Below are 22,955 nucleotides of genomic sequence, written 5' to 3'. Positions count from 1 at the left end.
GATGATAGACCCCGGCTTCCTCGACGAACTCGACCGCTTCGACACCTCGCTGAAGCGCGTCTCGAACGCCCGGCGGCAGGGCGAACAGGAGTCGCCGGACGTGGGCGAGGGGCTCACGTTCAGCGACCACCGCCGGTACGCCGCCGGCGACGACCCGCGGCTCATCGACTGGAAGGTGTACGCCCGGACCGAGGAGCTGTTCATCAAGCGGTTCGAGGCCGAGCGGAACCTGACGGTCCACGTCCTCCTCGACGCCTCGGCGTCGATGGACTTCGGCGAGGGCGACGCGAACAAGTTCGAGTACGGCGCGAAGCTCGGCCTCGGCTTCTGTCACCTGACGGCCGAGGAGAACAACGACTTCCGGTTTTCGCTCCTCGGAGATTTGCCCGACCGCATCGACACCGACGCGTCGAGCCGCGGCGAGGTGCTCCGACTGGTCGAACGGCTCAACGAGACGACGCCCGGAGGCGACGGCGACATCACGGCCGCGCTGTCGACGTACGCCGAGACCATCCACTCGCGGTCGCTCGTGATCATCGTGAGTGACCTGCTTTTCGACCCCGACGACGTGGCTTCCGGCCTCGCCGCGCTCGCGCGAAACGACGTGCTCGTCGCGCAGGTGCTCACCCCGGACGAACTCGACCCCGAGGCGACGGGCGACGCCATCTTCGAGGACCCCGAGTCCGAGGCGACGCGCCGGACCTACTTCGGCGGGTCGGCGGCGCGGCAGTACACAGACCGCCTCCAGCGCCACCTCGCGGCGGTCGACGAGCGGTGTCAGGCGCTCGGCATCGAGCGCGAACTCGTCGACACCGGCGCGGAGTTCTTCGATACGTTCGCCGACCTCTGGCTCGGCGCGCGGTTCGGCGGAGAACGGCGCGGTGGCCGCGGTGGCGGCTGACCGCGGTGACAGCTGACCCACGCGCCGGACCACCGTCGCCGCGGACCGCGGGCTTTTCACGAATCACCTCCCATTGACCGGTGTGACGGAGACACAGGAGCGCCGCGTGGTCGGCCTCGTCGCCGGCTCGCACGTCGTCAACCACGCCTATCTGGTCGCGCTCGCGCCCGTCATCGGCCTCGTCGCCGACGACTTCGGCGTGAGCATCGCCGCCGTCGGCCTCGCCATCGGCGTCCAAGGCGGCGTCGTGACGCTCCTGCAACTCCCCTTCGGCTACCTCTCCGACGCGCGAAGCCGGACGCTCGTCCTCGCCATCTCGCTCGGGTTCGGCGCGGCTGGCATCGTCGCCACCGCGCTCGCGCCCTCGTACCCGTGGCTCCTCGCCTCGCAGGCGCTTCTCGGCGTCGGCATCGCGGGCCACCACCCCGCCCACTACCCGCTTTTGGCGACCGCCTCCTCGGAGACGAACCGCGGGCGGGCGTACTCGCTGCACGCCCTCGGCGGGTCGCTCGGCTTCGCCGTCTCGTACGCCATCGCCGCCGGCGTCGGCGCGCTCGGGTTCGGCTGGCGCTGGACCGTCGCGGGCATCGCCGTCTTCGGCGCGGCGTTCGCGCTCGTCGCGCTCCCGGTCGCCCGCGGCTTCCCCGAGCGAATCCGAAAGCCGGCGGCGGAAGACCGCCCGTCGTCGCGCCCCACGCTCGCGGGGATTCGGCGGGGCGCGTCGGAACTCCTCTCGTCGTCGGGGCTGATGGGGCTCGCGCTCCTCTCGTTTCTCACTTCGGCGGCCGCGTGGTGCATCCGGACGTACTCGCCGCAACTGCTCACCGCCGGCTACGGCCTCGCGCCGGGGACGGCGAACCTCCTCGTCTCGGCGATGCTCGTCGTCGGCGCGGGGACGATTCTCGTCGGCGGCGCGCTCACCGACCGGGTCGGTCCCGGCACCGTCGCCCTCGGCGGGTACGCCGCGCTCGCCGGACTGGCGGCGCTCCTTGCGACCGGGTCGATCCCGCTCGCGCTCGTCGCGTCGATTCTCCCCTTCAGCGGGACCATCAGCGTCTCCCGGCCCGCGCGGTCGACGCTCGCGGACCGCCTCTCGGAGCGCGCCGATCTCGGGAAGAACTTCGCCGTCGTCACCGTCGGCATCTCGCTCGGCGGGGCCGTCGCGCCCCCGGCGTTCGGGGCGCTCATCGACCTCGCCGGCGTGCGCGTCACCTTCGGCGTCGTCGCCGTCCTCGGCCTGCTGTCGTTCGGGCTGACCCGGTGGCTCCTCGGCCGGGTCGATGGATCGGCGCGACGGCCGCAGGCGACCCCGAGCGACTGAGAGCGGCGCGTTCGTTCGCGGCGGTCCCCCTGGGCGTCGCGCTCAGTACTCCTCTCCTCGTCCCACGAGCACCCCGAGCACGATGCCGACGACCGCGCCGAAGCCGGCACCGAACGGCCCCAGAAACGCGAAGCCGGCACCGCCGAAGACGAGTCCCGGAACGACCACCGCAATCGGCGAGACAGCAGCGGACATGCCCCGTGATTCCGCCCCCGCGGTGTTAATTCTATTGACACTTCGCGGTCGCGGGTGCCCGAATCCCGATTCCCTTCTCCGGGCACGTTCATGATGACAACAATTCATAATTAAGCGAGCGTCGCGCGTCTCTCCGGACGGTGGTGGAAATGGCAGCAACATCCGAGCGAGAACAACAGCACTGAGACTCGTTCATGCGCGTGGCGGACGAACTGTGGAACAAACGCGAGTACGAGGTCATCAAAGAGGAGTACGACCCTCTGGTCGAGGTCCACGCCTTCTCTGACCCCGACGGCATCATCGGGACCGACGCGGTCGAGGAGTGGGCGCGGCGGTACCACGACGCCTTCTCCGACTTCCACGTGGAACTGTTCGACGTGACGGTGCGGGACGACCGCGTCTACGGTCGGTATCGGCTGACCGGCACCCACGACGGGACGCTCCGGAGCGCCCGCGGCGACATCCCGGCGACCCACCGCAAGATGGACACGTGGGGCATCGTGGAAGCGCGCTACGAGGGTGGACTGTGCGTCGAGGAGTGGAACAGCACCGTCAGCATGTCCATGCTGTCACAGTTCGGCGTCGCGCCCGAGTGAACCGACCGCCCCGCGAAAAACAACCGATTTTTGGCCGCCTATCCGGACCACTCGCCGCGGACGTCGTCGGCGACCGCATCGCGCCACATGCCGAACCCCTGTTGACAGATGGGGCTCTCTTCGAGGTGGTCCATGAACCCCTCTCCTTCGCTCTCCAGTTCGTCGAGACAGAACGGACAGCGAGTCGGGTCGTCCCACGTGTACGCGATGACTGAGGGTTGTACTTCCTGAGACATACACACCAATACGCGATAATACTTGATAAAAATTTGGTCGATAGCGCCATCTAGTCTCATTTATCTATCTCCGGAGAGAATACATACTCGATTCTAAATCGAGTAATATCGAACCGTCACCGTGTTATCGCGGTTCACTCCCGTCGGCTTGCGGTCGAATCGTAACCCTATACACGACTCGGGGCGGCGTTCTACCCGTGAACTATCTCTCGTGGGCGGTCGTCGCGCTCGGGGCCTACTCGCTCGTCGCGCCGCTGATGAAAGTGGCGACGACCGGCCAGGCCAAAATCCCGAGCGACGTGGCCGCACTGGTCGCTAACGGCGTGCTCGTCGTGGGAACCGTCGGGGTCATCGTCGTCTCCGGGCAGAGCGTCACAGACTCGGTCATCAGCCCGAAACTGCCCTACGTTCTCGCCGCCGGTGCCTGCCTCGCGGTCGGCATCCTCTCGTATTACCGGGCGCTGGCGCTCGGCCCCGTCTCTATCGTCGCTCCCATCTTCGGGATGTTCCTCGCGGTCTCGTCTGTCGTCGGCATCGTCGCGCTCGGCGAACCGCTGACGGTTCGCAAGGTGGCCGGCATCGGCTTCGCGGTCCTCGCAATCGCCCTCGTCTCCATCGACTGAGGGGCGTCTCGGAGCCGCCGACGCCGATGCAGCACTGCCGCGGGCCAACCGCTTTTCATGTCCGCGGGCCAACGTGGCGACATGGTACTGCTCGAATCCGACTCCGAACTCGAACGCGGCGACGCCGCCCCCGACTTCGAACTCCCCGGCACCGACGGCGAGACGTACTCCCTCTCGTCGTTCGCTGACTACGATGCGGTCCTCGTCGTCTTCACCTGCAACCACTGTCCGTACGCGAAGGCGAAGTTCGAGGAGCTGAACCACCTCGCCAGCGCCTACGACGACCTCGCGGTCGTCGGCATCAACCCCAACGACGCCGAGGACCGCCCCGAGGACTCCTTCGAACGAATGCAGGAACTCGTCGCGGACGGCACGATTGGGTACACCGCCTACCTCCGCGACGAGTCCCAGGCGGTCGCCGCCGACTACGGCGCGGTCTGCACGCCCGACCCGTTCCTCCTCGAGAACACCGGCGATGGCTTCGAACTCGCGTTCCACTCCCGCATCGACGACGCGATGAGCCCCGACGACGAGGTCTCCGACTACGAGATGCGGACGGCCGTCGAGGCGCTGCTCGCCGGCGACGACATCCCCGTCGAGGAGTACCCCTCGCAGGGCTGTTCCATCAAGTGGAAAGACGAGTAACACAGCGCACTCGGAAGCGATTCGACCGGCTCGCGGACGACCCTACTCGTCGCCGAGGAGGGCGTCGCGGGCGTTCTCCACCGCGGCTTCCTTCTTCGCCGGGTAGGCCTCGACTTTCGCGCGGAGGGTGAGCCCCCCGCCGCGGCGGGCCTCGCCCTTGAACGCGGCCTGTTTGTCCAGCCGCAGGAAGAACTCCGTGTTGTCCGTGACGCGCTGGTCGAGTTCGTCCAGGAGCGTCTCGAAGTCGGGGAGGTCGCGTATCTTGTCGAGGACGTACCGCACGTCGTTGGCGCGCTCGACGCGCGCGGAGAAGACGATGATGCGGTCGCCGTGGTGGCCGGTGCTCTCGACGCGGTCGACGTCGAACTCGTCGGGGAGGAACGTCCGAAGCGCCCCCTCGACCCGTTTTTGGTCTTCCGTCTCGTAGCAGAACGTTCGGAGGTCGATGTAGTGGAACGGAACGCGTGGCATGGTGGGTCTGAGAGGCGTCGGTCGGTCGTCGGTCGCTTACTCTTCGTCGGCTTCGTCCGCGTCGTCGCCGTCGGCGGCTTCGAGCTGGTCCTGCGCGATGCCGACCTCCTGGCCCTCGTCGAAGCTGATGGTGTAGGTCGGCTCGCCGAACATGCTCTCGATGACCTGCGTGACCGTGCCGGTCTCGCCGTCGAACTCGCTGTGCTTGTCGTTCAGGACGACCTTGTCGTCTTTCTCGAAGCTCATACCCACAGGTTCCGCGTCACCGGATAAAAGGGCGATGATTGGACGCGAAGTCACCGGCTCCGCCGCTCGCGACGACGCGTGTCGAAGCCGATTTGTGGAGTCGCGCCGAACCGTGCGGTATGCCGAGTCGCCCGCTCGCACATCGACCGCCGGCCGCGCGCCGATGACGGTCGACGACCTGTGGTTCCTCGCGGACGAGGCGCGACAGCGCGCCGAGCAAGCGTACCACCGCCTGCGCCGGAACCACGCCGACGCCGACTACCTCGAACCGGTTCACACCCGCCGCGTCTCCCGCCCGCGGTTCCGCACGCTCGCCTCCCGCGTGAAGTCCACGGGGACGCCCTACGGCGTCCACACCGTCGTCCGCCGCCGCGACGACGAGATACTGCTCGTCCGCCACGAGGGCGTCGGCCTCTGGGTCCTCCCCGGCGGCGGCGTCGACGGCGACGAGGGGTTCACCGCGGCCGCCCGGCGCGAACTCGCTGAAGAGGCCGGTATCACCGCCGACTACGGCGGCCTCGCGATGGCCACCCGCGTCGACATCCGCTGCGACGGCCACCAGACGTGGGGGGTGATGCCCGTCTACCGTGCCCGCGTCGACGGGGCCGCGGAACTCAGCGTGAACGACCCCGACGAGGAAATCTCGGCCGCGCGGTGGTTCCGCGTCTCGGAGCTCCCGCCAGACACCCGCGACCGCGACGACCTACTGTCGTGGTACGACCACGTCGCCGGCGACTGACCGGGCCGCCGGCTCAGTCGGTCGGTTCCTGCGCGTCTTCCGCGTCCTGCACAGCTCCTGTTTCGCTCTCATCGGCTTCGACGCGTTGGCCCCAGAATCCGGGGTACTTCTCCACCCGGAGGTCGCCGAGGACGACCGTCTGGCACGCGAGTCGGAGCCCCGAGTCGGGGTCGTGCGGGGGGAATCGGAGCCGGCGGCGCTCCTTTTTCGTCCGGTAGGTCGCGGGACCGCGAACCCGGACGGCGCAGGTGCCGCAGGAGCCGCCGCCGCGGCAGTTGAACCACGACGAGTGACCGTTGTGCGGCGATTCGCCGGCCGCGCGGAGCACGTCGCGGAGGACGTCCCCGCGGTCGCACTCGATTTCCCGGCCGCGGAAGTGGACGGTTGGCACGTGTTAGGTGACGCCACAGGAGGCTTAATCAGTGTCGTTTGTGAGACGGCTGAAATCGCGGTCGTCGGCCGTGAGTCGCCGGAGTTCCGCGTTCCCGAATCGAACCACGGAAAGCGGCAACGCCCTCCGAAACCCCGCGATTCGCCTCGGAGAATCTAAGTTCGTCCGTCCCCGACCCCGACCATGCGCAACACACGACGCGCGTACCTCGCCGCCACGGCGGGTGCGTTGACGCTGGGCACCGCCGGGTGCCTCGGCGGCGGAAGCGGCGGGTCCGGAAACGACGCCGTCGCCGCCATCGGTTGTGAGGTCCCCGAACGCGACACGGTCAGTTCGCTCCCCACGCCCGTCATCGGGTCCGAGGACGCGAGCGTCGTCGTCGACGTCTGGGAGGACTTCGCCTGCCCTCACTGCGCGACGTTCGCGGTCGACGTCGCCCCGCAGCTCCGGTCCGAGTACGTCTCGGAGGGAATCGTCCGCTACCGCCACCACGACTTCCCGATTCCGGTGGACGAATGGTGGTCGTGGAAGGGGGCCTCGGCGGCCCGCGCCGTCCAGGACGAGGCCGACGACGAGACCTTCTTCGACTTCGCCCACACGCTCTACGAGAACCAATCGGAGTTCGGCGGCGGCGACGCCGAGGGGTCGCTGTCGACGCTCCAGTCGCTCGCCGCCGACGCCGACCTCGACGGCTGTTCGGTCGCCGCGGCGGCTTCGCGCGAACGCTACCGCCCGCTCGTCGAAGCCGAGCGGACCGAGGCCGTCGACGAGCGCGGCTTCCAGGGGACGCCGACGGTTCTCATCGACGGCGAGCAGGTCGCGCCGCGATGGTCCGACCTCCAGCGCGCCGTCGAGAACGCCCGGTAATCGGACGCGAGTCGCGTGGTTCGACGCCCACACCACCTCTCGCGCGGGATTCGCGCACGACACCAGCGACGCTTTACGACGGGATTCACTAGCCACGAGTATGCACACGACGCGACCGCGCTCCCGACCCCGACGAGGTGACGCCCGGTGAGACGACGCGCCCTCCTCTCGCTGCTCGCGGGCGCGGGCGTCGCCGGCGTCGCGGGCTGTCTCGGCGACGGGTCCGCACCCGCCGAAGCGGGCGACGCGGCCGAGACGACGAGCGACGCCGCCGACCCCGCCTCCGCCACCGCGTCGTCGGGGTCCGGTTCCGGCGACCTCCCGCTCGTCGTCGACACCGTCGACGCGCAGGGGTCGTCGGCCGGCGAGGTTCGAATCCCCGCCGAGGGCGCGCCGACCGTCCTCGACCTCTTCGCGACGTGGTGTGCGCCCTGCGTCGCCCAGATGGAGTCGCTGCGGACGCTCCACGAGGAGTTCGGTGACGACGTGGCGTTCGTCTCGGTGACGAACGAGCGCCTCGGCGGCGGCCTCACGATGGACGACATCCGCGACTGGTGGGCCGAACACGACGGGAACTGGACGGTCGGCCACGACCCCGACAGTAGCCTGATGCGCGCGGTCCGCGCGAACGGCCTCCCGTATCTCGTCGTCTTCGACGCCGACGGCGAGGCGACGTGGACCCACCGCGGACTCGCCAGCGAGGAGAATCTCCGCGCGGCCGTCGAGGACGTCGCCTGATGCCCGGGTTCGGTCTCGGCCCCGCGCTGGGGTTCGATTCCGCCTTCGCCGGCACGCTCGCGTTCGCCGTCAGCGCCGGCGTCGCCACCTTCTTCGCGCCCTGCGCCTACCCGCTTCTCCCGGGCTACGTCGGCTACTACCTCTCCAGCGAGGAGGCCGACCTCGGCGGCGCGGTCGTCCGCGGGGCGGTCGCATCGCTCGCCGCGCTGGTCGTCCTCGGCGCTATCGGGAGCGCGCTCGCGGTCGTCGGCGGCCGCATCGCCTCGCACCTCGCGCTCCTCGAACCGCTCGTCGGCGCGGCGCTCGTCGGCTTCGGCGTCCTCATGTTCACCGGGCGCGCGCCGAGCCTCCACGTCGTCCTCCCGGAGTACCGGTCGTCCGTGACCGGATTCGCCGTCTTCGGCGGGGTGTACGGCCTCGCGGCGGCCGGCTGCGTCGTCCCGATTTTCCTCGGCGTCGTCACGCAATCGCTCGCGCTCCCGACCCCGCAGGCGGTCGTCTCGCTCGGAGCCTACGCCGCCGCCGCGGCGCTCCCGCTTTCGGTCGTCACCGTCGCGGCCGCGCTCGGCGGCGACCGAATCCGGTCGCTGTCGGGCTACGTTGGCTCGGTCCAGAAAGCCGCCGCGGTCGTGATGGTGCTCGCCGGCCTCTGGCAGATTTGGCTGGCGCTGTCGTTCTTGGGACACGTCTGAGGGTGCAGGAAAGCGCGAGCAGCGGCCGGCTCAGCCGTCCAGCCCCGGAACTTCGCCGGTCGGCGTCGGCAACGCGCGAATCTCCCGCGGCGGCACGAGGAAGTTGCCGCGGCGCTTGACGAAGATGTACTCTAAAATCCCGTTGTTGACGCGCTGGCGGACGGTCGGCACGTCGGTCAGGTCGGTGCCGTTCATCGCCTCGCGGACCTCCTCGAACGCCGAGATACCGCGCTGGAGCGACGGGAAGTGCAGGCTCGCCACGCCGTCGTCGTCCGACTCGAAGTGTCTGCGGAGGAGTCTGACGTTGCCCTCGTCGTCGCGGTTGGCGCGGGCGGCCTTCTGGGCGTGGCCGACGTGGCCGAATTCGAAGGCGTCGTCGCGGAGGCTGTCGAGCATCGCGTCGATGCCGCTGTCGTCGCCGAGGTTGTCGCCGACGCCCTCGACGAGTCCCTGTTCGGCGTGTTCCGGCGAAAATAGCTTCATGACCCGGTGGTAGCGGTCTTCCTCGTCGTACCAGTCCGAGAGGCGCTGGCGGACGTTCGCCACGTGCTTCGTGGTCGCGCCCGCGAACGGCCCGTCGTCGATGGTGACGTACTCCTCGGTGGCCTGATTCTTGGCGAAGCCGGCTTTGAACCCCATGAACAGCGGCGACGCCTCGGGGACGGGGTTCCCGTCGGGGATGCCGTTCAGGTCGGACTGGTGCTCGGCGGGGAGTCCGGCCCCGACGAAGCCCGTCCGCCGGGACGCAACCGAAAAGACGCCCGAGAGGTCGGCGTCGACGGCGACGCCGTTGGCCTCGTCCGCCTCGCCGAGGAGGGCTTGTTCGGCTTCGAGAACCGCGTCGGCGCGGTCGGACGCGAGGTGGACGAGCGCGTCCTGCCGGTCGAAGTCGGGCGTCTCGAACGGCGACAGCGCCCGCGGTTCGGGCAGGTCCACGCTGTCGGGAAGCGGGTCGTCGAAGCGGTCGAAGTACCGCGGCGAGTAGGCGACCGACCAGATGACGCCCTCGTGGCTCCGCTCGTAGGCGCGGTCGAGGGCGCGGAAGGCGCCCTCGACGGTCGCGCGGGCGGCCTCGTCGGGCGGTCCCTCGCCGTCGAGGTCGAGATAGAGGAGCACCTGATGGCGGGGCACCTCGACGTTGCCGTGGTCGTCTTCCCGACAGAACTCGTTCCACGCGTGCTGCCGGCTCGGGAGCGCCTCGAACGCGCCGGTCCCCGCCGGAACGGGGTCGTCCGGTGCCCTGTCGAGGCAGGCGGAGAGCGCCGCCGCGCCGCCGGCGGCGACCGCGGCCTTCAGGAACTCCCGGCGGGACGGAGACCCGTCGAACATACGCCCGGCTAGGGACCTCGCGGGGAAGTCCGTTCTGGTGTGTGCGTCGAAGATTTCGCCTCCGGCGTGCGGGACGAGAACACGCGCGCTACCGTTCGAAACGCACACCAAACGGCATTTGAGTGCCGGGGCGCTAGCGAGGGTAATGAAACGACGAACGTATCTCCGCGCCGCCGGGGCGGGCGCGGCCGTCGGCCTCGCGGGCTGTCTCGGTGGGGGCGACGCCAACCCGAACGTGTCGCTGTCGCGGCCCGACCGCGAGAACGACGTGTCCAGCGAGGACCTCCCGTATCCGGCGTGGGGCCAGCAGGTCCCCGACGTGACGCTTTCTGACCCCATCGCGGGGATCGAGGTGTCGGTGCGCGACATCGACGTGCCACACTTCCACACGTACTTTTTCACCAACTGCATGACCGTCTGTCCGGTGCTCATCAGCGCGCTCCGCGAGGTCCAGATTCACTCGGTCAGCGAGGGCTACGCCGACGAGGTGTCGTTCTACCCCATCACGTTCGACCCCGCCCGCGACGACGCCGACGCGTTCCGCGCGGAGGCCGACCAGATGAACGTGGACATGGACGCGGGCAACTGGCACTTCCTCCGGCCCGCCGACGAGTCCGAGGCGAAGTCGGTCGTCGAAGACCAGTTCGGCGTCTTCTTCGAGAAGAACGAGCCGGACGACGAGGGCAACTACATGTTCACCCACCTCGGCCTCATCTCGCTGGTCAACGGCGACGGCTACGTCGAGCGGACCTACCGCGGTAACCAGCCGGACGAACAGTCGCTCATCGACGACCTCACCGCGCTCCGGGAGGCATGACGAGTCGGCGTCGGTTCCTCGCGGCGAGCGGAGCCGTCGCGGCCGCAGGTCTCTCCGGCTGTCTCGCCGAACTCGGTCGGCTCTACACGTCGAACGAGCCGCCGGTCGTCTCGAACCGCCCGGACGAGGTGTACGTCCCGACCCACACCGAGGGGATGCGCATGGTCGGGAGCGCGGACGCCGGCGACCTCCGCGTGGGCGTCTTTTACAGCTACCCCCACCGCTTTTGGGTGATGGCCGACGAGGGCGACGGCTTCGGCACGTCGAAGATGTCGGTCGAGCCCGGCGACGACGTGCATCTCATGGCGACCGTCTGGGACCCCGAGACGGGCGTCGTCGTCCCCGACACGGGCCTCTCTCTCGAAATCGCCCGCGACGGCGACCTCGTGATCGAGGAGGTCGTCTACGCGATGCTCTCCCAGCGGATGGGCTTTCACTACGGCTCGAACTTCGGTCTCGACGGCGACGGCACCTACGAGGTGACGGTGGACGTGGGCGCGCCCTCGCTGCGCCTCTTCGGTGACCTCGTCGGCCGGTTCGACTCCCCCGCGAGCGCGACGCTCGACTTCGAGTACAGCGCCGGCGACCGCGACGACATCCCGTACACGATGCTCGACGACCAGCAGGGCGACCCCGGCGCGGTCAGGCCGATGGAGATGGACGGGCTTCCGCTCGGCCGCGGCCCCGAGACGCTTCCGGGGACGGCGCTAGGGGGCGCGACGACTGGGAGCCTCCGACTCGTCGGTACCGCCCTCGACGCCGACCGCTTCGGCGACGACCCGTACCTCGCCGTCTTCCCGCTGACGCCCTACAACCGCCTTCTCGTCCCGCGGCTGGGACTCACCGCGACCGTCGAATCCGGCGGGTCGACCCGCTTCGACGGCCGCCTCGAACCCGGCCTCGACGCCGACCTCGGGTTCCACTACGGCGCGTCGGTTCCGGGGCTCGCCGGCGACGACGCGACCGCGGACCTCGCGGTGGACGTGCCGCCGCAGGTCGCCCGCCACGAGGGGTACGAGACGGCCTTCCTCGAATTCGACCCCGTCCGCCTCGGGTAACGGCAATCGAATCGAACAAGGACAGGGCTATTTCCGTCCGGGCCGACCGACCCCGTATGGACTCGACGCGCCGCGAACGCGCGACACTCGCGCTCGCCGTCTGGGGCGTCCTCGTCTCGCAGGTGCTCCTCTATCCCGGCGTCTCAGACCTCGTGACCGCCCTCGGCGGCGGGCAAGGGGAGTACGACCTCTCGGCCGGGATGCTGTTTCTCGTCGCCGAGTTCGCCTCGTTCGTCGCCTTTTCGAGCGTCTGGGGCGCGCTCTCGGACGCGCTCGGCCGGCGGACGTGGCTCATCGTCGCGGGCGCGCTCGGCGGCGCGGCCAGCTACGTCGCGCTCCTCGCGCTCGCCACGCTCCCGTGGCTCGACGCCACGTTCGGCGCGGTCCTCATCGTCCGCCTCCTCGGCGGCGCGATGACCATCGGCGCGTTCTCGCTGTCGATTACGATGCTCGCGGACCTCTCGGGGGGCAACGGCCGGAACATGGGCGCGGCGGGCATCGCCATCGGCCTCGGCGCGGCGCTCGGCTCGGTCGTCGGCGGCCAACTCACGACCATCGACCCCCTCGCGCCGCTGTACGCGTCGGCCGCGTCGCTCACCGCCGTCGCGCTGCTCGTCACGACCGTCACCGACAGGACGCCCGATTCGACCCGCGTCGGCGTCGGCGTCGTCCTCAAGAAACTGGCCGCGCGCCCGGCGTTCGCGGTCCCGTACGCCTTCGGCTTCATCGACCGCATGACCGCCGGCTTCTTCGCCCTCGTCGGGGTGTACTACTTCCGCGAGGCGTTCGGCGTGAACGCCGCCGTCGCCGGCGGGGTGCTCGCGCTCTTTTTCGTCCCCTTCGCGCTCTTGCAGTACCCTCTCGGCTCGCTGTCCGACCGCGTCGGCCGGTTCGTCCCCGTCGTCGCGGGGTCGATGCTCTACGGCGTGTCAATCGTCGCCGTCGGCGTCGCCCCGGTCTTCGAACTCGCGGCCGCTCTCATGGTCGTCGTCGGCGTCTTCGGCGCGCTCGTCGCGCCCGCGACGATGGCGCTCGTGACCGACCTCGCCGAGTCGGGCGAGCGCGGGGCGGCCCTCGGCGGGTTCAACGTCTTCGGGAGCCTCGGCTTCCTCGCCGGCTTCCTCGTCGGGGGCGTCGTCGCCGACGTGGTCGGCTACCTCCCGTCGTTCCTCGTCGTCGGCTTCGCCGAGGTTGCCATCGCGCTCGTCGCGCTCCGGGCGGTGAAGCGGCTCGACGGCATCGACGCGACTCAGACCCCGTCGAGCGCCGACTGAAGTTCTGCGTTCACGACGAGCCACATCCCGCGGAGGCAGACGACGACGGCGAGGCCGACGCCCGCGAGGACGAACGCCAAGAACAGGCCGACGAAGACGCCGCCGCCCCGCGGGTCGGGGACGGTCGCCGCGAACTCGCCGAGTTGGACGGCGAACGCGACGATGCCGGCGACGAGAAACGCGAGCAGCAGTTCGAGGAGCCGCCAGAACGTCTCGATTCGCAGGCCGCCGCGGCCGGTGAGAAGGAGGGCGATTCGCCGCGACGCGGCCAGAAGCGAGACGGCCGTCAGCAGGAGCGTCGCGGCGGCCGCGAGCGCGAAGCCGACGTCGGCAAGCGGGAGCGTCGGCGCGAGCGACGAGACGAGCGTCAGCGCGACGCCGAGGAGGACGCCGGCCGCGAGCAGCGACTCGACGCCGAGAATCGCCGTCTCCGGCTCGTCGCGGGCGAGTCGTGCGAGGGTCCCGGACACGGTCGTCCCTCACTGCGGGCGCTGAAGGCTGTTTCCCTTGGGCTTAGTCGTGGCCGGAGACGCGGACCGGCTGGTAGGGCTCTTCGAGGTAGTCGATGTCGGAGTCCGAGAGCGTGATGTCGAGGGCCTTCACCGCGTCTTCGAGGTGTTCGATACTGCTCGTGCCGACGATGGGCGCGTCAACCCAGTCCTTGTGGAGCACCCACGAGAGGGCCAGTTGCGCCATCTTGACGCCCTTCTCGTCGGCGAGTTCCTCGACGCGCTCGTTCACCTCGCGGCCGCCGCCCTCGAAGTACGGGTGGCCCTTGGCGTGTTCGTCGGTCCGGCCGCGGGTCGTCGCCTCGAACTCCTCGTGAGGGCGGGTGAGGTAGCCGCGGGCGAGCGGCGACCACGGCATGACGCCGACGCCCTGCTTCTCGCAGAGCGGGAGCGTCTCGCGTTCCTCCTCGCGGTACAGCAGGTTGTAGTGATTCTGCATCGTGGCGAAGCGGTCCAGTCCGAGCGAGTCGGCGGTGTACTGCGCCTCCGCGAACTGGTGGGCCCACATCGACGACGCGCCGACGTAGCGCGTCTTGCCGCGCCGAACCGCGTCGTCGAGCGCGCGCATCGTCGTCTCGATGGGGGTGTCGTAATCGTAGCGGTGAATCTGGAGCAGGTCGAGCGCGTCCATCCCGAGGCGGTCGAGCGAGTTGTCGAGCTCCTGCTCGATGGCCTTCCGCGAGAGACCGCCGGAGTTCGGGTCGTCGTCGTCCATCTGGAAGTACACCTTCGAGGCGACGACCGCCTCGTCGCGGCGGCCCTCCAGCGCCTTCCCGAGGACGCGCTCGGACTCGCCGTTCGAGTACATGTTGGCGGTGTCGAAGAAGTTGATACCGAGTTCGATGGCGCGGTCGACCAGTTCGAGCCCCGCCTCCTCGTCTAACACCCACTCGCGCCACTCCGGCGTGCCGAAGCTCATACAGCCGAGACAGATGCGGGAGACCTCCATGCCGGTGTCTCCGAGCGTCGTGTACTCCATGTGCGAACATCCCCGCGAGTCGGCAAAAAGATGGACCAAGCGGTAGCCGCGGCGGGGGACCGGCCGACCGTCCGGGCCGGGCCCGCGCAACCACCCGGCCGGTCCTCGGGCCGAGACAGTCATCAGAAAACGGCGTTTCCCGGGGTTTGAAACCGTCTCTCTCGGTTTATGCTCTCCGGAGTCGTGTCAGTAGCCCGAGGCGTAGCCTCGGTGATTCCGATGTTCACAACGAAACAACTGGTCGCGCTCCTCGTGAGCCTCCTCGTGGTGGGGTCGCTCGCGGGCGTCGCGGCCGCACAACAGGGACCGTCCGCCGGCGGGGCCGTCGTCGTCGACGAGGGCGAGACCGTCGACGGCGACCTCGACGCGGTCGGCGGCACGGTCGTCGTCGCCGGGACGGTAACCGGCGACGTGTCCGCGACGGCAGGGACCGTCCTCGTGACGGAGACGGGCGTCGTCAACGGGAACCTCGACGCAGTCGCGGGTTCCGCGACCCTCGAAGGCAGCGTCGGCGGCTCGCTCGCATACGACGCGGCGACCGCGACCGTCGACGCCGCGGCCGTCGTCGACGGCGGCGTGCGGCAGGTGGACGACCTCGCGGTCGCCGCGCCCGTCGTCGCCGGGACGCCGTTCCAGTTCGGCCAGTTCGAAGGCCCGGTCATCCCCGGCTGGGTGGTCTCGGGCTACTGGTTCCTCGCCAACTTCGTCGTCGGCGCGATTATCGTCCTCGTCGCCCCCGGCTTCGCCGGCCGCGTGACGGGCCTCGGAACGAAGCAGGCCGTTCGGAGCGGCGGCGTCGGCCTCCTCGCTATCGTCGCGATACCCATCGTCCTGCTGCTCCTGCTTTTGACCATCGTGGGCATCCCGCTCTCGCTGGCCGGCGGGGTCGGCTTCCTGCTCGTCCTCTGGGTCGCGGGCGTCTACGGCGCGCTCGTCCTCGGGACGTGGCTCCTGTCGCTCGCGGACTACGACAACCGCTGGGTCGCGCTGTTCGCCGGCCTGTTCGTGCTGGCCGTCCTCGACTTCGTCCCGCTCGGGGGAATCCTCGAATTCGTCGTCCTGCTCGTCGGGCTCGGCGCGTTCGCGCTGGCGCTCCGCGGGGAGTCCGCCGACGACGGCGACGAGAGCGTGAGCGCGCCCGACGAAGGCCCGCGAGAGGGCTCGCCGATGGCCTGACGGCGCGCCTCCCACGCGGGAACCGGACGAACAATTATTATGGTCTGTTCTGTCTGTCGAGCCATGGCAGTCGACTACGCGGCCGAGTCGGAATCGTTCGAGTGGGACATCCCCGAGCACTACAACATCCCCGCGGTTATCGAGTCGCACGCCGACGCCTTCGGCGACCGCGTCGCCCTCCGGTTCCGCGACGCCGACGGCGGCCGCGAGGAGCGGACTTACGGCGACCTCCGCGACGACATGAACCGCTTCGCCAACGCGCTCGAATCCATGGGCGTCGGGAAGGGCGACCGGCTCATCCACCTCCTCCCCCGCGACCCCGACGTGTTCGCCGTCCAACTCGCCGCGCTCAAGCGCGGCGCGCTACTCGTGCCCAGTTCGTCGATGCTCAAGCCCAAGGACATCGCGTTCCGCGCGAACGACTGCGAGGCGACGACCGCCGTCGTCCACGAGTCGCTCGTCGGCATGGTCGACGAGGTGCGCGACGAGACGCCGCTTTCGAACTTCGTCGTCCTCGGCGGCGACGCCGACGGCTGGACCTCGTTTTCGGACCTCGTCGCCGACGCGTCCACCGAACACGACGGCCCCGCCCTCCGGGCCGAAGACCCGATGTCCATCAACTACACGTCGGGGACGACCGGCCAGCCCAAGCCGGTCCGCCACCGCCACCGCTGGATGCGGTGTTTCGAACTCGTCAACGCCCCCTACTGGTGGGGCGTCACGGCCGACGATGACCTCTCCGACGAACTGCTCTGGGCGACGACCGGCACCGGCTGGGCCAAGTGGTTCTGGAGCCCCGTCGGCGTCGGTCTGACGACCGGCGCGACCCAGTTCGTCTACCGCGGCGACTTCGAACCGGACGCGTTCCTCGACATCATGGAAGAGGAGGGCGTCACCCGCCTCTGCGCCGTCCCGACTCAGTACCGGATGTTCGCCCAGCGCGACCTCGGCTCGTACGACCTGCGGCTGAAAGAGGCGCTGTCGGCGGGCGAACCGCTCAACCGCGAACCCATCGAGGCGTTCCGCGAGGCGTTCGGCGTCACCCCGCGGGACGGCTACGGCCAGACCGAGACGGTCGCGCTCCTGACGAACTACCCCGGCATCGACGTGAAACCCGGCAGCATGGGCAAGCCGACGCCCGGCCTCGGCACGACCATCATCGACGAAAACGAGGAGGAAGTCGGCGTCGACGAAATCGGTGAAATCGCCGTCCCGGTCGGCTGCCCCGGCATCTTCGACGGCTACTACGAGAAGCCGAACCTCGACGAGAAGACGTTCTCCGGCGACTACTACCGCACCGGCGACCTCGCCTCCCGCGACGAGGACGGCTACTTCTTCTTCGAGGGCCGCGCCGACGACATCATCATCTCGGCGGGCTACCGCATCGGCCCCTTCGAGGTCGAAGACGCGCTCGTCTCCCACGAGGCGGTCGCGGAGGCCGCCGCGGTCGCCAGCCCCCACGAGGAACGCGGCAGCATCGTCAAGGCGTTCGTCGTCCTCACCGACGGCTACGAGGGCTCCGACGACCTCGTGGACGAACTCCAGTCGTTCATGAAAGCGCAGACGGCCCCGTACAAGTACCCGCGCGAAATCGAGTTCGTCGCGGAGCTACCGAAGACCTCCTCGGGGAAGATTCGCCGCATCGAACTGCGGTCCCGAGAGCAGGACTGAGTCGGCGCGCTCCGGGAGTCCATTTCCCCTTTGGCACCTTTCTTTAGGCGTCGTCGCTTGGTGACGCCCATGTACATCGCGGACCAGACGTGGCCCGAACTCGGAGACTACGTGGCCGAATCGTCGCTCGCGGTCGTCCCCCTCGGCTCGACGGAACAGCACGGCCCCCACCTCCCGCTCGCCACCGACCACCTCATCGCGGAGGCGTTGGCCCGCGAGGCGGCCGACCGGACCGGCTACCTCTGTACCCCGACCGTCAACGTCGGCGTCAGCCCCCACCACCGCCAGTTCCACGGGACGATGTGGGTCGACCCGCCGCAGTTCCGCGACTACGTGGAGTCGCTGACGCGCAACCTCGCGTACCACGGCATCGACCGGGTCGTGTTCGTCAACGCCCACGGCGGCAACGTCCAGCACCTCCGGGAGGTCGGTCGCCGCCTCCGCGACGACGGCACCATGTACGCCATCGAGTGGATGTGGGACGAGTCGATTCCGGACCTCGTCACCGACCTGTTCGACCACCCCGGTCCCCACGGCGGGCCGAAGGAGACCTCGATGATTATGCACATCGCCCGCGACCTCGTCCGCGAGGGCGAACTCGACTCGGCCCGCGACGGCGGCGTCGTCGACCTGGGCGACGACCACCTCCGCGAACACGGCGCGCGGACGTTCTACGACGCCATCGAGAACTCCGGAAACGGCGTCTTCGGTGACCAGACCGACGCGTCGCCCGAGGCCGGCGAGGAACTGTTCGAGGCCGCGGCCGACCAGCTCGTTCGCCTGCTGTCGTGGCTCGACGACCAGCCGATAGACGACTTGCTCGCACCCGTGCACGTCGACCCCCAACCGGGGTCGCGTCGCTGACCCCTCGGCTGGCCGACACGCTCTTTTCTCCGCCGCCGAAGGGACGCCTATGACCGTCTGGGTCCTCGGCGACCAACTCGACCCGTCGGCCGCGCCGCTCCAGTCCGACGACCGCGTGCTGATGATCGAGGCGCACGCCTTCGGCGACCGACTGCCGTACCACCCCCAGAAGCTCGCGCTCGTCTTTGCGGCGATGCGGCACTTCCGCGACGACCTCCGCGAGCGCGGCTACGAGGTGACGTACCTCCAAACCGAGACGTTCGGTGAAGGGCTCGACCGCTACTTCGACGCCGCGCCCGGCGACGACCTCGTCGTGATGGACCCCCCGAGCCACGGCGCGGGCGAGCGGCTTCGAGGGCTCGTTTCCGCCCGCGGCGGGTCGCTCACGCTCGTCGAGAACGACCTGTTTCTCACGACGCCCGCCGACTTCGACGACTGGGCCGGCGACGCCGACAGCTACCGACAGGAACACTGGTACCGCCACGCCCGCCGGGAGACGGGCGTCCTGATGGACGGCGACGACCCCGTCGGCGGCGAGTGGAACTACGACGACCAGAACCGCGAGACGCCGCCGGAGGGGTGGACGCCGCCCGAGGCACCGCGGTTCGAGCCGGACGAGACGACGCGCGAGGTCATCGAGCTCGTCCGCGAGCGCTACCCCGACGCGTGGGGGTCGCCCGAGCCGTTCGTCTGGCCGGTGACGCGCGAGGCGGCGAGACAGGCGCTGTCGCACTTCGTCGAGGTCCGCCTCCCCGAGTTCGGCCCGTATCAGGACGCGATGGTCGACGGCGAGTGGGCGCTCTGTCACTCCCTGCTCTCGGCGGCCACCAACCTCGGCCTGCTCCACCCGCGCGAGGCGGTCGAGGCCGTCGAAGAAGCCTACGAACGGGGCGACGCCCCGCTCAACAGCGCCGAGGGGTTCGTGCGGCAGGTCCTCGGCTGGCGGGAGTTCGTGCGGCACGTCTACCGGCGGTCGATGCCCGAGTTGGCCGAAGCGAACCAACTCGATCAGACCGAACCGCTCCCGGAGGCGTACTGGACCGGCGAGACCGATATGAACTGTCTGTCCGAGGCCGTGGGCCACGTCCGCGACCGCGGCTACGCCCACCACATCGAGCGCCTGATGGTGCTTTCGAACTTCGCGCTGGTCTACGGCGTCGACCCGGCGGAACTCGACCGCTGGTTCCATCTCGGCTTCGTCGACGCCTTCCACTGGGTGACGACGCCGAACGTGGTCGCCATGGGGTCGTTCGCCACCGACGTGCTCTCGTCGAAGCCCTACGCCTCGTCGGGCAACTACGTCAACAAGATGTCCGACTACTGCTCGTCGTGTCCCTACGCGGTGTCGAAGACGACCGGCGAGAACGCCTGCCCGTTCAACGCGCTCTACTGGGACTTCCTGAAGGAGAACGAAGCACGCCTCCGCGGGACGGGTCGGATGGGACTCATGTACTCCCACGTCGACCGCAAGGACGACGAGGAGTGGGAAGCTATCCGGGCGCGGGCCGACGAGATTCGGCGGATGGGCCGGGCGGGGACGCTCTGAGGCGGGCGACGGCCGACCGTCCACGGCCGACGGCCACGACCCGCGAGCGCCGCGGCTGGCGGCCTGAAAATGCGGAACTCTGGTTCGCTGTCGAATCGCCGTCGGTCGGAACGCGTCGGACTCAGAGCCGCGTGACGTTCGTCGCCCGCGGGCCTTTGTCGGCCTCCTCGATGTCGAACTCCACTTCCTGACCCTCTTCGAGGTCGGGACCCTCGATGTCCTCCATGTGGAAGAACACGTCGTCGTCGTGGTCGTCGGTCTCGATGAAGCCGTAGCCGCCGGAGGACTTGAAGAACGCAACCTTACCTTTCGCCATTGCGTGTCGAAACTCATCGGTTGGCGGCATAAGGATTCCGCCGATTGCTATCAATGACCGTGATACTCGTTTACTCACCTTCGAGTCAGTCGTCGCGCGGCTCTCGGCCGAGAGTGTGAAACTCCTCGTTCGGCCGCATATCGGCGAACATCGCCATGCGATTGCTGAGGTTGAAGAAGGCGGTAACCGCGCCGATGTCCCATATCGCCTCCTCGGAGAAGCCGGCGTCGCGGAGTCGCTGGAGGTCGTCTCCGCCGACCTCGACGGGCGACTCGGTGAGTTTGACCGCCACGTCGAGCATCGTCTTGTGTTTCTCGGGGATGTCGGCGGTGCGGTAGTTGGCGACCAGTTGGTCCGCGAGCAGCGGGTCTTTCGCGTAGATGCGGACCAGCGCGCCGTGGGCGACGTTGCAGTAGTAACAGTGGTTGACGCCGGAGACGGCCACGATAATCATCTCCACCTCGTGGCGTTCGAGGTCGGTGTCCTCGACGAGCGCGTCGTGGTACTCGAAGAAGGGCCGGAAGTGCGAGGGTTTGTACGCGAACGCGGCGAAGACGTTCGGCGTGAAGCCGGCGCGCTCGGTCTCGTCGTCGATGCGCTCGCGCAGGTCGTCCGGGAGGTCGTCGCGGTCGGGCACCGGAAAGCGGCGCATGGCGTCGTCGTCCATGCGTCTCCGGTCTCCCGGACAGACCTTAACGATTCCTCATATCCGAGGGGCGCTCGCCGTCCCGAGTCCGGGGTGTTCGACTCCGAGTTTCAGGGCGTTCAGAGCGCGACCGAGAGGTACGCCGCCGCCGCCACGGCGAACACGCCGACGGCGAACAGGCCGTAGTTGGCGACGGTGTTGTCCGCGGTCCACAGCGAGAGCGTGAACTTCCGGGACGAAAGCGGCCACAGGGGGCGGATGCCGGCGGGCGTCAGCACGTCGGCCGCGAGGTGCGCGAGGACGGTGAGCGCGCCCACGGCGAAGCCGAACGCGCCGAGGGTCGTCGCCGCGGCCTCGGGTTGGCCCGCGTTGCTGGCGAGGAGGTACGCCCCGCCGCCGCCGACGCCGCCGACGAGGGCGGCGAAGAGGACGGTGTGGGTCGGCCCGCGGTGGGAGATGCCGGGGACGCGCATGTCGTAGTCGGGGAGCATCGCCAGCCAGCACATCGCCGCGCCGGCGACGAAGGCGAGTTCGGGGCGGCCGGCCTGCACGAGCGCGAAGCCGAGCGGAGCGAACACGAGGAGCGAGACGCCCCAGTGACCGAATCGGTACATCTGGTGTGCCCTCGCGCCCGCGGCGAACAAAACCTTTCGGCCTCCGCGACCGTCAGCGGAGCAATCGTTATCTCCGGTGGCCGCGACTTTCGCGGCATGAGCCAACACCTCTCGTCGTTCCTCTCGGGTCTGTCGGCGCTTGAGGTGACGGCCCTCGTCTTACTCATCTCGGTCGGCGGCGCGTTCGTCATGGAGACGGTGGTCATCCGCCTCCTGTTTCGATACACCAGCCGAACCGAGACCTCCCTCGACAACATCGTCGTCCAAGAGCTTCGGTGGCCCATCGTCGTCACCGTCTCGCTGACGGGCGTCTTCCTGTTTTCCAGAGCCCCGGCGGTCGCGGAGGCGTTCGTCGTCGACGCGGCGACGCTCAACGACTCCTTCGGCCTACCGTCGCTGTCGGTCGGCATCGTCGTCTGGGCGTGGGCCTCAACCGCCTCGTCAACCGCCTCGTCGACGCGGTCAAGGACAAGGGCAGTCGCTACGACTTCGCGCCCGTCTTCTCGAACGTCTGGACCATCGTCGTCTCGGTCGGCACTATCGGCGCGCTCCTGTACATCTGGGGCATCGAAATCACGCCGCTTTTCGCCGGCGCGGGTATCGCCGGCATCGCCGTCGGCTTCGCCGCCAAGGACACCGTCGCCAACTTCTTCGGCGGCATCGCGCTGTACTTCGACGACACCTACAAAATCGGTGACTACGTCGTCCTCGACTCCGGCGAGGCCGGCACGGTCGTCAAGGTCGGCATCCGCTCGACCACGCTTCTCACCCGCGACGAACTGCTCGTGACGGTGCCGAACTCGGTGCTCAACGCCGCCAAAATCATCAACGAGTCCGCGCCGAACCGCTGCCGCCGGCTGAAAGTCCCGGTCGGCGTCACCTACGGTACCGACGTGGACGCGTTCGAGGAACTCCTGACCGACATCGCCCTCGACGAACCGCTGGTCCTCGACAGCCCCCGACCCCGGCCGCGGTTCCGCCGGTTCGGTGCCGACGCGCTGGAGTACGAACTCGTCTGCTGGGTCAACAGTCCGCTCAAGCGCGGGAAGGCGACGCACAACCTCAACCGCGAGATATACAAGCGCCTGAACGACGCGGGCATCGGCATCCCGTTCCCCCAGCGGGACGTGCACGTCCACTCGGCGGACGCCGAGGCGACCCGGCAGTCGCCCGCGGCCGGGCTCTCGAACAGTGGCGTGCGGCAGCCGACGCGCGCCCGAGAGACGGCCGGCGATGTCGCGGACGCGGACGAAGACGACAGCGCCTACGACGAGTGAGCGCCCGGAGTACCCCGCCGTGGACACTCCGGGGCGACTCTCGCCGGGAACGTTAACCGCGATGCGGCCGTGGCTCGGATATGCTCCAACTCGGTCCCGTAGACGGGCTCATCGAGACGTTCGGCCCCTTCGCGATTCCGGTCCTGCTGTTCGCCGCCGGGTTCGTCGGCTACCTCGTGCTCGTCGCGCTCGGGCGGACCGGGCGCGACGGGAGTTGA

28 protein-coding genes and 1 pseudogene are annotated in these 22,955 nt (G+C 69.2%); 18 read left to right on the top strand and 11 right to left on the bottom strand.

The genetic code is table 11. The features are described 5' to 3' along the window. The first annotated feature begins 1 nt into the window (after window position 1). Together HVO_RS10740 and HVO_RS10735 are read left to right on the top strand one after the other, a co-directional pair. Complete coding sequence (locus HVO_RS10740) at window positions 2-901, top strand: DUF58 domain-containing protein (RefSeq protein ID WP_004043683.1); 900 nt, start codon at window positions 2-4, stop codon at window positions 899-901. A gap of 82 nt (window positions 902-983) precedes the next feature. After that, entirely contained in the window at window positions 984-2,222 is a 1,239-nt protein-coding gene (locus HVO_RS10735; RefSeq protein ID WP_004043684.1) for an MFS transporter, read from the top strand. Between the two features lie 42 nt (window positions 2,223-2,264). On the opposite strand, the gene HVO_RS20915 is transcribed toward HVO_RS10735, so the two are convergent. Then, entirely contained in the window at window positions 2,265-2,417 is a 153-nt protein-coding gene (locus HVO_RS20915; RefSeq protein ID WP_013035637.1) for a hypothetical protein, read from the bottom strand. Between the two features lie 194 nt (window positions 2,418-2,611). Here HVO_RS20915 and HVO_RS10730 point away from each other — a divergent pair, with 194 nt between their 5' ends. Next, the gene (locus HVO_RS10730; RefSeq protein WP_004043688.1) at window positions 2,612-3,013 is read left to right on the top strand and encodes an ester cyclase; all 402 of its coding nucleotides are present in this window, start codon (window positions 2,612-2,614) and stop codon (window positions 3,011-3,013) included. A 38-nt stretch (window positions 3,014-3,051) separates the two neighbouring features. Here the strand turns inward: HVO_RS10730 and HVO_RS10725 are convergent, their stop codons facing one another. Beyond that, the gene (locus tag HVO_RS10725; RefSeq protein ID WP_004043689.1) at window positions 3,052-3,249 is read right to left on the bottom strand and encodes a DUF7501 family protein; all 198 of its coding nucleotides are present in this window, start codon (window positions 3,247-3,249) and stop codon (window positions 3,052-3,054) included. Between the two features lie 197 nt (window positions 3,250-3,446). On the opposite strand from HVO_RS10725, the gene HVO_RS10720 reads away from it, so the two are divergent. Together HVO_RS10720 and HVO_RS10715 are read left to right on the top strand one after the other, a co-directional pair. Further along, entirely contained in the window at window positions 3,447-3,872 is a 426-nt protein-coding gene (locus tag HVO_RS10720) for an EamA family transporter (RefSeq protein WP_004043690.1), read from the top strand. Between the two features lie 81 nt (window positions 3,873-3,953). Then, window positions 3,954-4,517, top strand: a complete 564-nt coding sequence (locus HVO_RS10715; protein ID WP_004043691.1) for a thioredoxin family protein — start codon at window positions 3,954-3,956, stop codon at window positions 4,515-4,517. Window positions 4,518-4,559: 42 nt separating this feature from the next. Here HVO_RS10715 and HVO_RS10710 read toward each other — a convergent pair whose 3' ends face one another. Together HVO_RS10710 and HVO_RS10705 are read right to left on the bottom strand one after the other, a co-directional pair. Then, window positions 4,560-4,988 carry an RNA-binding protein gene (locus tag HVO_RS10710; RefSeq protein ID WP_004043692.1) on the bottom strand — a complete coding sequence of 143 codons (429 nt, stop codon included), beginning with the start codon at window positions 4,986-4,988 and terminating at the stop codon, window positions 4,560-4,562. Between the two features lie 36 nt (window positions 4,989-5,024). Beyond that, window positions 5,025-5,234: a hypothetical protein gene (locus HVO_RS10705; RefSeq protein WP_004043693.1), complete on the bottom strand. Its 210-nt coding sequence runs from the start codon at window positions 5,232-5,234 to the stop codon at window positions 5,025-5,027. A gap of 163 nt (window positions 5,235-5,397) precedes the next feature. On the opposite strand from HVO_RS10705, the gene HVO_RS10700 reads away from it, so the two are divergent. After that, window positions 5,398-5,973, top strand: coding sequence for an NUDIX hydrolase (locus HVO_RS10700; protein WP_004043694.1), 576 nt, complete (start codon window positions 5,398-5,400; stop codon window positions 5,971-5,973). Window positions 5,974-5,986: 13 nt separating this feature from the next. Here HVO_RS10700 and HVO_RS10695 read toward each other — a convergent pair whose 3' ends face one another. Next, the gene (locus tag HVO_RS10695; protein ID WP_004043695.1) at window positions 5,987-6,364 is read right to left on the bottom strand and encodes a 2Fe-2S iron-sulfur cluster-binding protein; all 378 of its coding nucleotides are present in this window, start codon (window positions 6,362-6,364) and stop codon (window positions 5,987-5,989) included. Between the two features lie 183 nt (window positions 6,365-6,547). Here HVO_RS10695 and HVO_RS10690 point away from each other — a divergent pair, with 183 nt between their 5' ends. The 3 genes from HVO_RS10690 (at window position 6,548) to HVO_RS10680 (ending at window position 8,661) form a co-directional block, all read left to right on the top strand. After that, window positions 6,548-7,231 carry a DsbA family protein gene (locus tag HVO_RS10690; RefSeq protein WP_004043696.1) on the top strand — a complete coding sequence of 228 codons (684 nt, stop codon included), beginning with the start codon at window positions 6,548-6,550 and terminating at the stop codon, window positions 7,229-7,231. 147 nt (window positions 7,232-7,378) lie between these two features. Continuing rightward, entirely contained in the window at window positions 7,379-7,969 is a 591-nt protein-coding gene (locus HVO_RS10685; protein ID WP_004043697.1) for a TlpA family protein disulfide reductase, read from the top strand. Beyond that, complete coding sequence (locus HVO_RS10680) at window positions 7,969-8,661, top strand: cytochrome c biogenesis CcdA family protein (protein WP_004043698.1); 693 nt, start codon at window positions 7,969-7,971, stop codon at window positions 8,659-8,661. Before HVO_RS10685 ends, HVO_RS10680 begins: the two co-directional genes overlap by 1 nt. A gap of 30 nt (window positions 8,662-8,691) precedes the next feature. On the opposite strand, the gene HVO_RS10675 is transcribed toward HVO_RS10680, so the two are convergent. Next, the gene (locus HVO_RS10675; RefSeq protein WP_004043699.1) at window positions 8,692-9,990 is read right to left on the bottom strand and encodes a DUF7405 family protein; all 1,299 of its coding nucleotides are present in this window, start codon (window positions 9,988-9,990) and stop codon (window positions 8,692-8,694) included. Between the two features lie 145 nt (window positions 9,991-10,135). Between HVO_RS10675 and HVO_RS10670 the strand changes: the two genes are divergently transcribed. The 3 genes from HVO_RS10670 to HVO_RS10660 are packed head-to-tail and all read left to right on the top strand — an operon-like array spanning window position 10,136 to window position 13,139. Next, window positions 10,136-10,807: an SCO family protein gene (locus HVO_RS10670; RefSeq protein WP_004043700.1), complete on the top strand. Its 672-nt coding sequence runs from the start codon at window positions 10,136-10,138 to the stop codon at window positions 10,805-10,807. Then, window positions 10,804-11,865, top strand: coding sequence for an iron transporter (locus tag HVO_RS10665; protein ID WP_004043701.1), 1,062 nt, complete (start codon window positions 10,804-10,806; stop codon window positions 11,863-11,865). The genes HVO_RS10670 and HVO_RS10665 overlap by 4 nt, the downstream gene beginning before the upstream one ends. Window positions 11,866-11,921: 56 nt before the next feature. Continuing rightward, window positions 11,922-13,139, top strand: coding sequence for an MFS transporter (locus tag HVO_RS10660; RefSeq protein WP_004043702.1), 1,218 nt, complete (start codon window positions 11,922-11,924; stop codon window positions 13,137-13,139). Here the strand turns inward: HVO_RS10660 and HVO_RS10655 are convergent. Then, window positions 13,115-13,609 (bottom strand): hypothetical protein, encoded by a 495-nt coding sequence (locus HVO_RS10655; RefSeq protein ID WP_004043703.1) that lies wholly within the window; start codon window positions 13,607-13,609, stop codon window positions 13,115-13,117. The genes HVO_RS10660 and HVO_RS10655 overlap by 25 nt on opposite strands. Before the next feature lie 43 nt (window positions 13,610-13,652). Then, entirely contained in the window at window positions 13,653-14,627 is a 975-nt protein-coding gene (locus HVO_RS10650) for an aldo/keto reductase (RefSeq protein ID WP_004043704.1), read from the bottom strand. A 219-nt stretch (window positions 14,628-14,846) separates the two neighbouring features. Here HVO_RS10650 and HVO_RS10645 point away from each other — a divergent pair, with 219 nt between their 5' ends. The 4 genes from HVO_RS10645 to HVO_RS10630 all read left to right on the top strand — a co-directional run bounded on the left by HVO_RS10645 (window position 14,847) and on the right by HVO_RS10630 (window position 19,884). Beyond that, on the top strand, window positions 14,847-15,803 hold the full coding sequence (locus HVO_RS10645) for a bactofilin family protein (protein ID WP_004043705.1): 957 nt from the start codon (window positions 14,847-14,849) through the stop codon (window positions 15,801-15,803). Window positions 15,804-15,866: 63 nt separating this feature from the next. Next, window positions 15,867-17,474, top strand: a complete 1,608-nt coding sequence (locus HVO_RS10640; protein WP_004043706.1) for an acyl-CoA synthetase — start codon at window positions 15,867-15,869, stop codon at window positions 17,472-17,474. 69 nt (window positions 17,475-17,543) lie between these two features. Then, on the top strand, window positions 17,544-18,338 hold the full coding sequence (locus tag HVO_RS10635; protein ID WP_004043707.1) for a creatininase family protein: 795 nt from the start codon (window positions 17,544-17,546) through the stop codon (window positions 18,336-18,338). Between the two features lie 49 nt (window positions 18,339-18,387). Continuing rightward, a complete protein-coding gene (locus HVO_RS10630; protein WP_004043708.1) occupies window positions 18,388-19,884 on the top strand; it encodes a cryptochrome/photolyase family protein in 1,497 nt (498 codons plus the stop codon). A 121-nt stretch (window positions 19,885-20,005) separates the two neighbouring features. Here HVO_RS10630 and HVO_RS10625 read toward each other — a convergent pair whose 3' ends face one another. From HVO_RS10625 to HVO_RS10615, 3 genes are all read right to left on the bottom strand, one after another. Next, on the bottom strand, window positions 20,006-20,200 hold the full coding sequence (locus HVO_RS10625; RefSeq protein ID WP_004043709.1) for a cold-shock protein: 195 nt from the start codon (window positions 20,198-20,200) through the stop codon (window positions 20,006-20,008). A gap of 85 nt (window positions 20,201-20,285) precedes the next feature. Continuing rightward, window positions 20,286-20,867, bottom strand: a complete 582-nt coding sequence (locus HVO_RS10620; protein ID WP_004043710.1) for a peroxidase-related enzyme — start codon at window positions 20,865-20,867, stop codon at window positions 20,286-20,288. A 98-nt stretch (window positions 20,868-20,965) separates the two neighbouring features. Next, window positions 20,966-21,460: a metal-dependent hydrolase gene (locus tag HVO_RS10615; RefSeq protein ID WP_004043711.1), complete on the bottom strand. Its 495-nt coding sequence runs from the start codon at window positions 21,458-21,460 to the stop codon at window positions 20,966-20,968. A 96-nt stretch (window positions 21,461-21,556) separates the two neighbouring features. Here HVO_RS10615 and HVO_RS10610 point away from each other — a divergent pair. Continuing rightward, a pseudogene (locus HVO_RS10610) lies at window positions 21,557-22,737 on the top strand (mechanosensitive ion channel family protein). Window positions 22,738-22,817: 80 nt separating this feature from the next. Continuing rightward, complete coding sequence (locus HVO_RS20910; protein WP_004043713.1) at window positions 22,818-22,955, top strand: hypothetical protein; 138 nt, start codon at window positions 22,818-22,820, stop codon at window positions 22,953-22,955.

The organism is Haloferax volcanii DS2 (assembly GCF_000025685.1).
Taxonomy (GTDB): domain Archaea; phylum Halobacteriota; class Halobacteria; order Halobacteriales; family Haloferacaceae; genus Haloferax; species Haloferax volcanii.
The sequence above is the reverse complement of the archived record's forward strand: the minus strand, read 5'-3'. Positions and strand labels throughout refer to the sequence as shown.

Bases quoted from the DNA above. Each gene is read 5' to 3' on its own strand.
- HVO_RS10650 (WP_004043704.1), bottom strand. From the start codon at position 14,627: ATGGAGTACACGACGCTCGGAGACACCGGCATGGAGGTCTCCCGCATC.
- HVO_RS10660 (WP_004043702.1), top strand. From the start codon at position 11,922: ATGGACTCGACGCGCCGCGAACGCGCGACACTCGCGCTCGCCGTCTGG.
- HVO_RS10675 (WP_004043699.1), bottom strand. From the start codon at position 9,990: ATGTTCGACGGGTCTCCGTCCCGCCGGGAGTTCCTGAAGGCCGCGGTC.
- HVO_RS10700 (WP_004043694.1), top strand. From the start codon at position 5,398: ATGACGGTCGACGACCTGTGGTTCCTCGCGGACGAGGCGCGACAGCGC.
- HVO_RS10670 (WP_004043700.1), top strand. From the start codon at position 10,136: ATGAAACGACGAACGTATCTCCGCGCCGCCGGGGCGGGCGCGGCCGTC.
- HVO_RS10690 (WP_004043696.1), top strand. From the start codon at position 6,548: ATGCGCAACACACGACGCGCGTACCTCGCCGCCACGGCGGGTGCGTTG.
- HVO_RS10635 (WP_004043707.1), top strand. From the start codon at position 17,544: ATGTACATCGCGGACCAGACGTGGCCCGAACTCGGAGACTACGTGGCC.
- HVO_RS10740 (WP_004043683.1), top strand. From the start codon at position 2: ATGATAGACCCCGGCTTCCTCGACGAACTCGACCGCTTCGACACCTCG.
- HVO_RS10630 (WP_004043708.1), top strand. From the start codon at position 18,388: ATGACCGTCTGGGTCCTCGGCGACCAACTCGACCCGTCGGCCGCGCCG.
- HVO_RS10715 (WP_004043691.1), top strand. From the start codon at position 3,954: ATGGTACTGCTCGAATCCGACTCCGAACTCGAACGCGGCGACGCCGCC.
- HVO_RS10640 (WP_004043706.1), top strand. From the start codon at position 15,867: ATGGCAGTCGACTACGCGGCCGAGTCGGAATCGTTCGAGTGGGACATC.
- HVO_RS10730 (WP_004043688.1), top strand. From the start codon at position 2,612: ATGCGCGTGGCGGACGAACTGTGGAACAAACGCGAGTACGAGGTCATC.
- HVO_RS10710 (WP_004043692.1), bottom strand. From the start codon at position 4,988: ATGCCACGCGTTCCGTTCCACTACATCGACCTCCGAACGTTCTGCTAC.
- HVO_RS10625 (WP_004043709.1), bottom strand. From the start codon at position 20,200: ATGGCGAAAGGTAAGGTTGCGTTCTTCAAGTCCTCCGGCGGCTACGGC.
- HVO_RS10680 (WP_004043698.1), top strand. From the start codon at position 7,969: ATGCCCGGGTTCGGTCTCGGCCCCGCGCTGGGGTTCGATTCCGCCTTC.
- HVO_RS10620 (WP_004043710.1), bottom strand. From the start codon at position 20,867: ATGGACGACGACGCCATGCGCCGCTTTCCGGTGCCCGACCGCGACGAC.
- HVO_RS10725 (WP_004043689.1), bottom strand. From the start codon at position 3,249: ATGTCTCAGGAAGTACAACCCTCAGTCATCGCGTACACGTGGGACGAC.
- HVO_RS10645 (WP_004043705.1), top strand. From the start codon at position 14,847: ATGTTCACAACGAAACAACTGGTCGCGCTCCTCGTGAGCCTCCTCGTG.
- HVO_RS20910 (WP_004043713.1), top strand. From the start codon at position 22,818: ATGCTCCAACTCGGTCCCGTAGACGGGCTCATCGAGACGTTCGGCCCC.
- HVO_RS10665 (WP_004043701.1), top strand. From the start codon at position 10,804: ATGACGAGTCGGCGTCGGTTCCTCGCGGCGAGCGGAGCCGTCGCGGCC.
- HVO_RS10705 (WP_004043693.1), bottom strand. From the start codon at position 5,234: ATGAGCTTCGAGAAAGACGACAAGGTCGTCCTGAACGACAAGCACAGC.
- HVO_RS10615 (WP_004043711.1), bottom strand. From the start codon at position 21,460: ATGTACCGATTCGGTCACTGGGGCGTCTCGCTCCTCGTGTTCGCTCCG.
- HVO_RS20915 (WP_013035637.1), bottom strand. From the start codon at position 2,417: ATGTCCGCTGCTGTCTCGCCGATTGCGGTGGTCGTTCCGGGACTCGTC.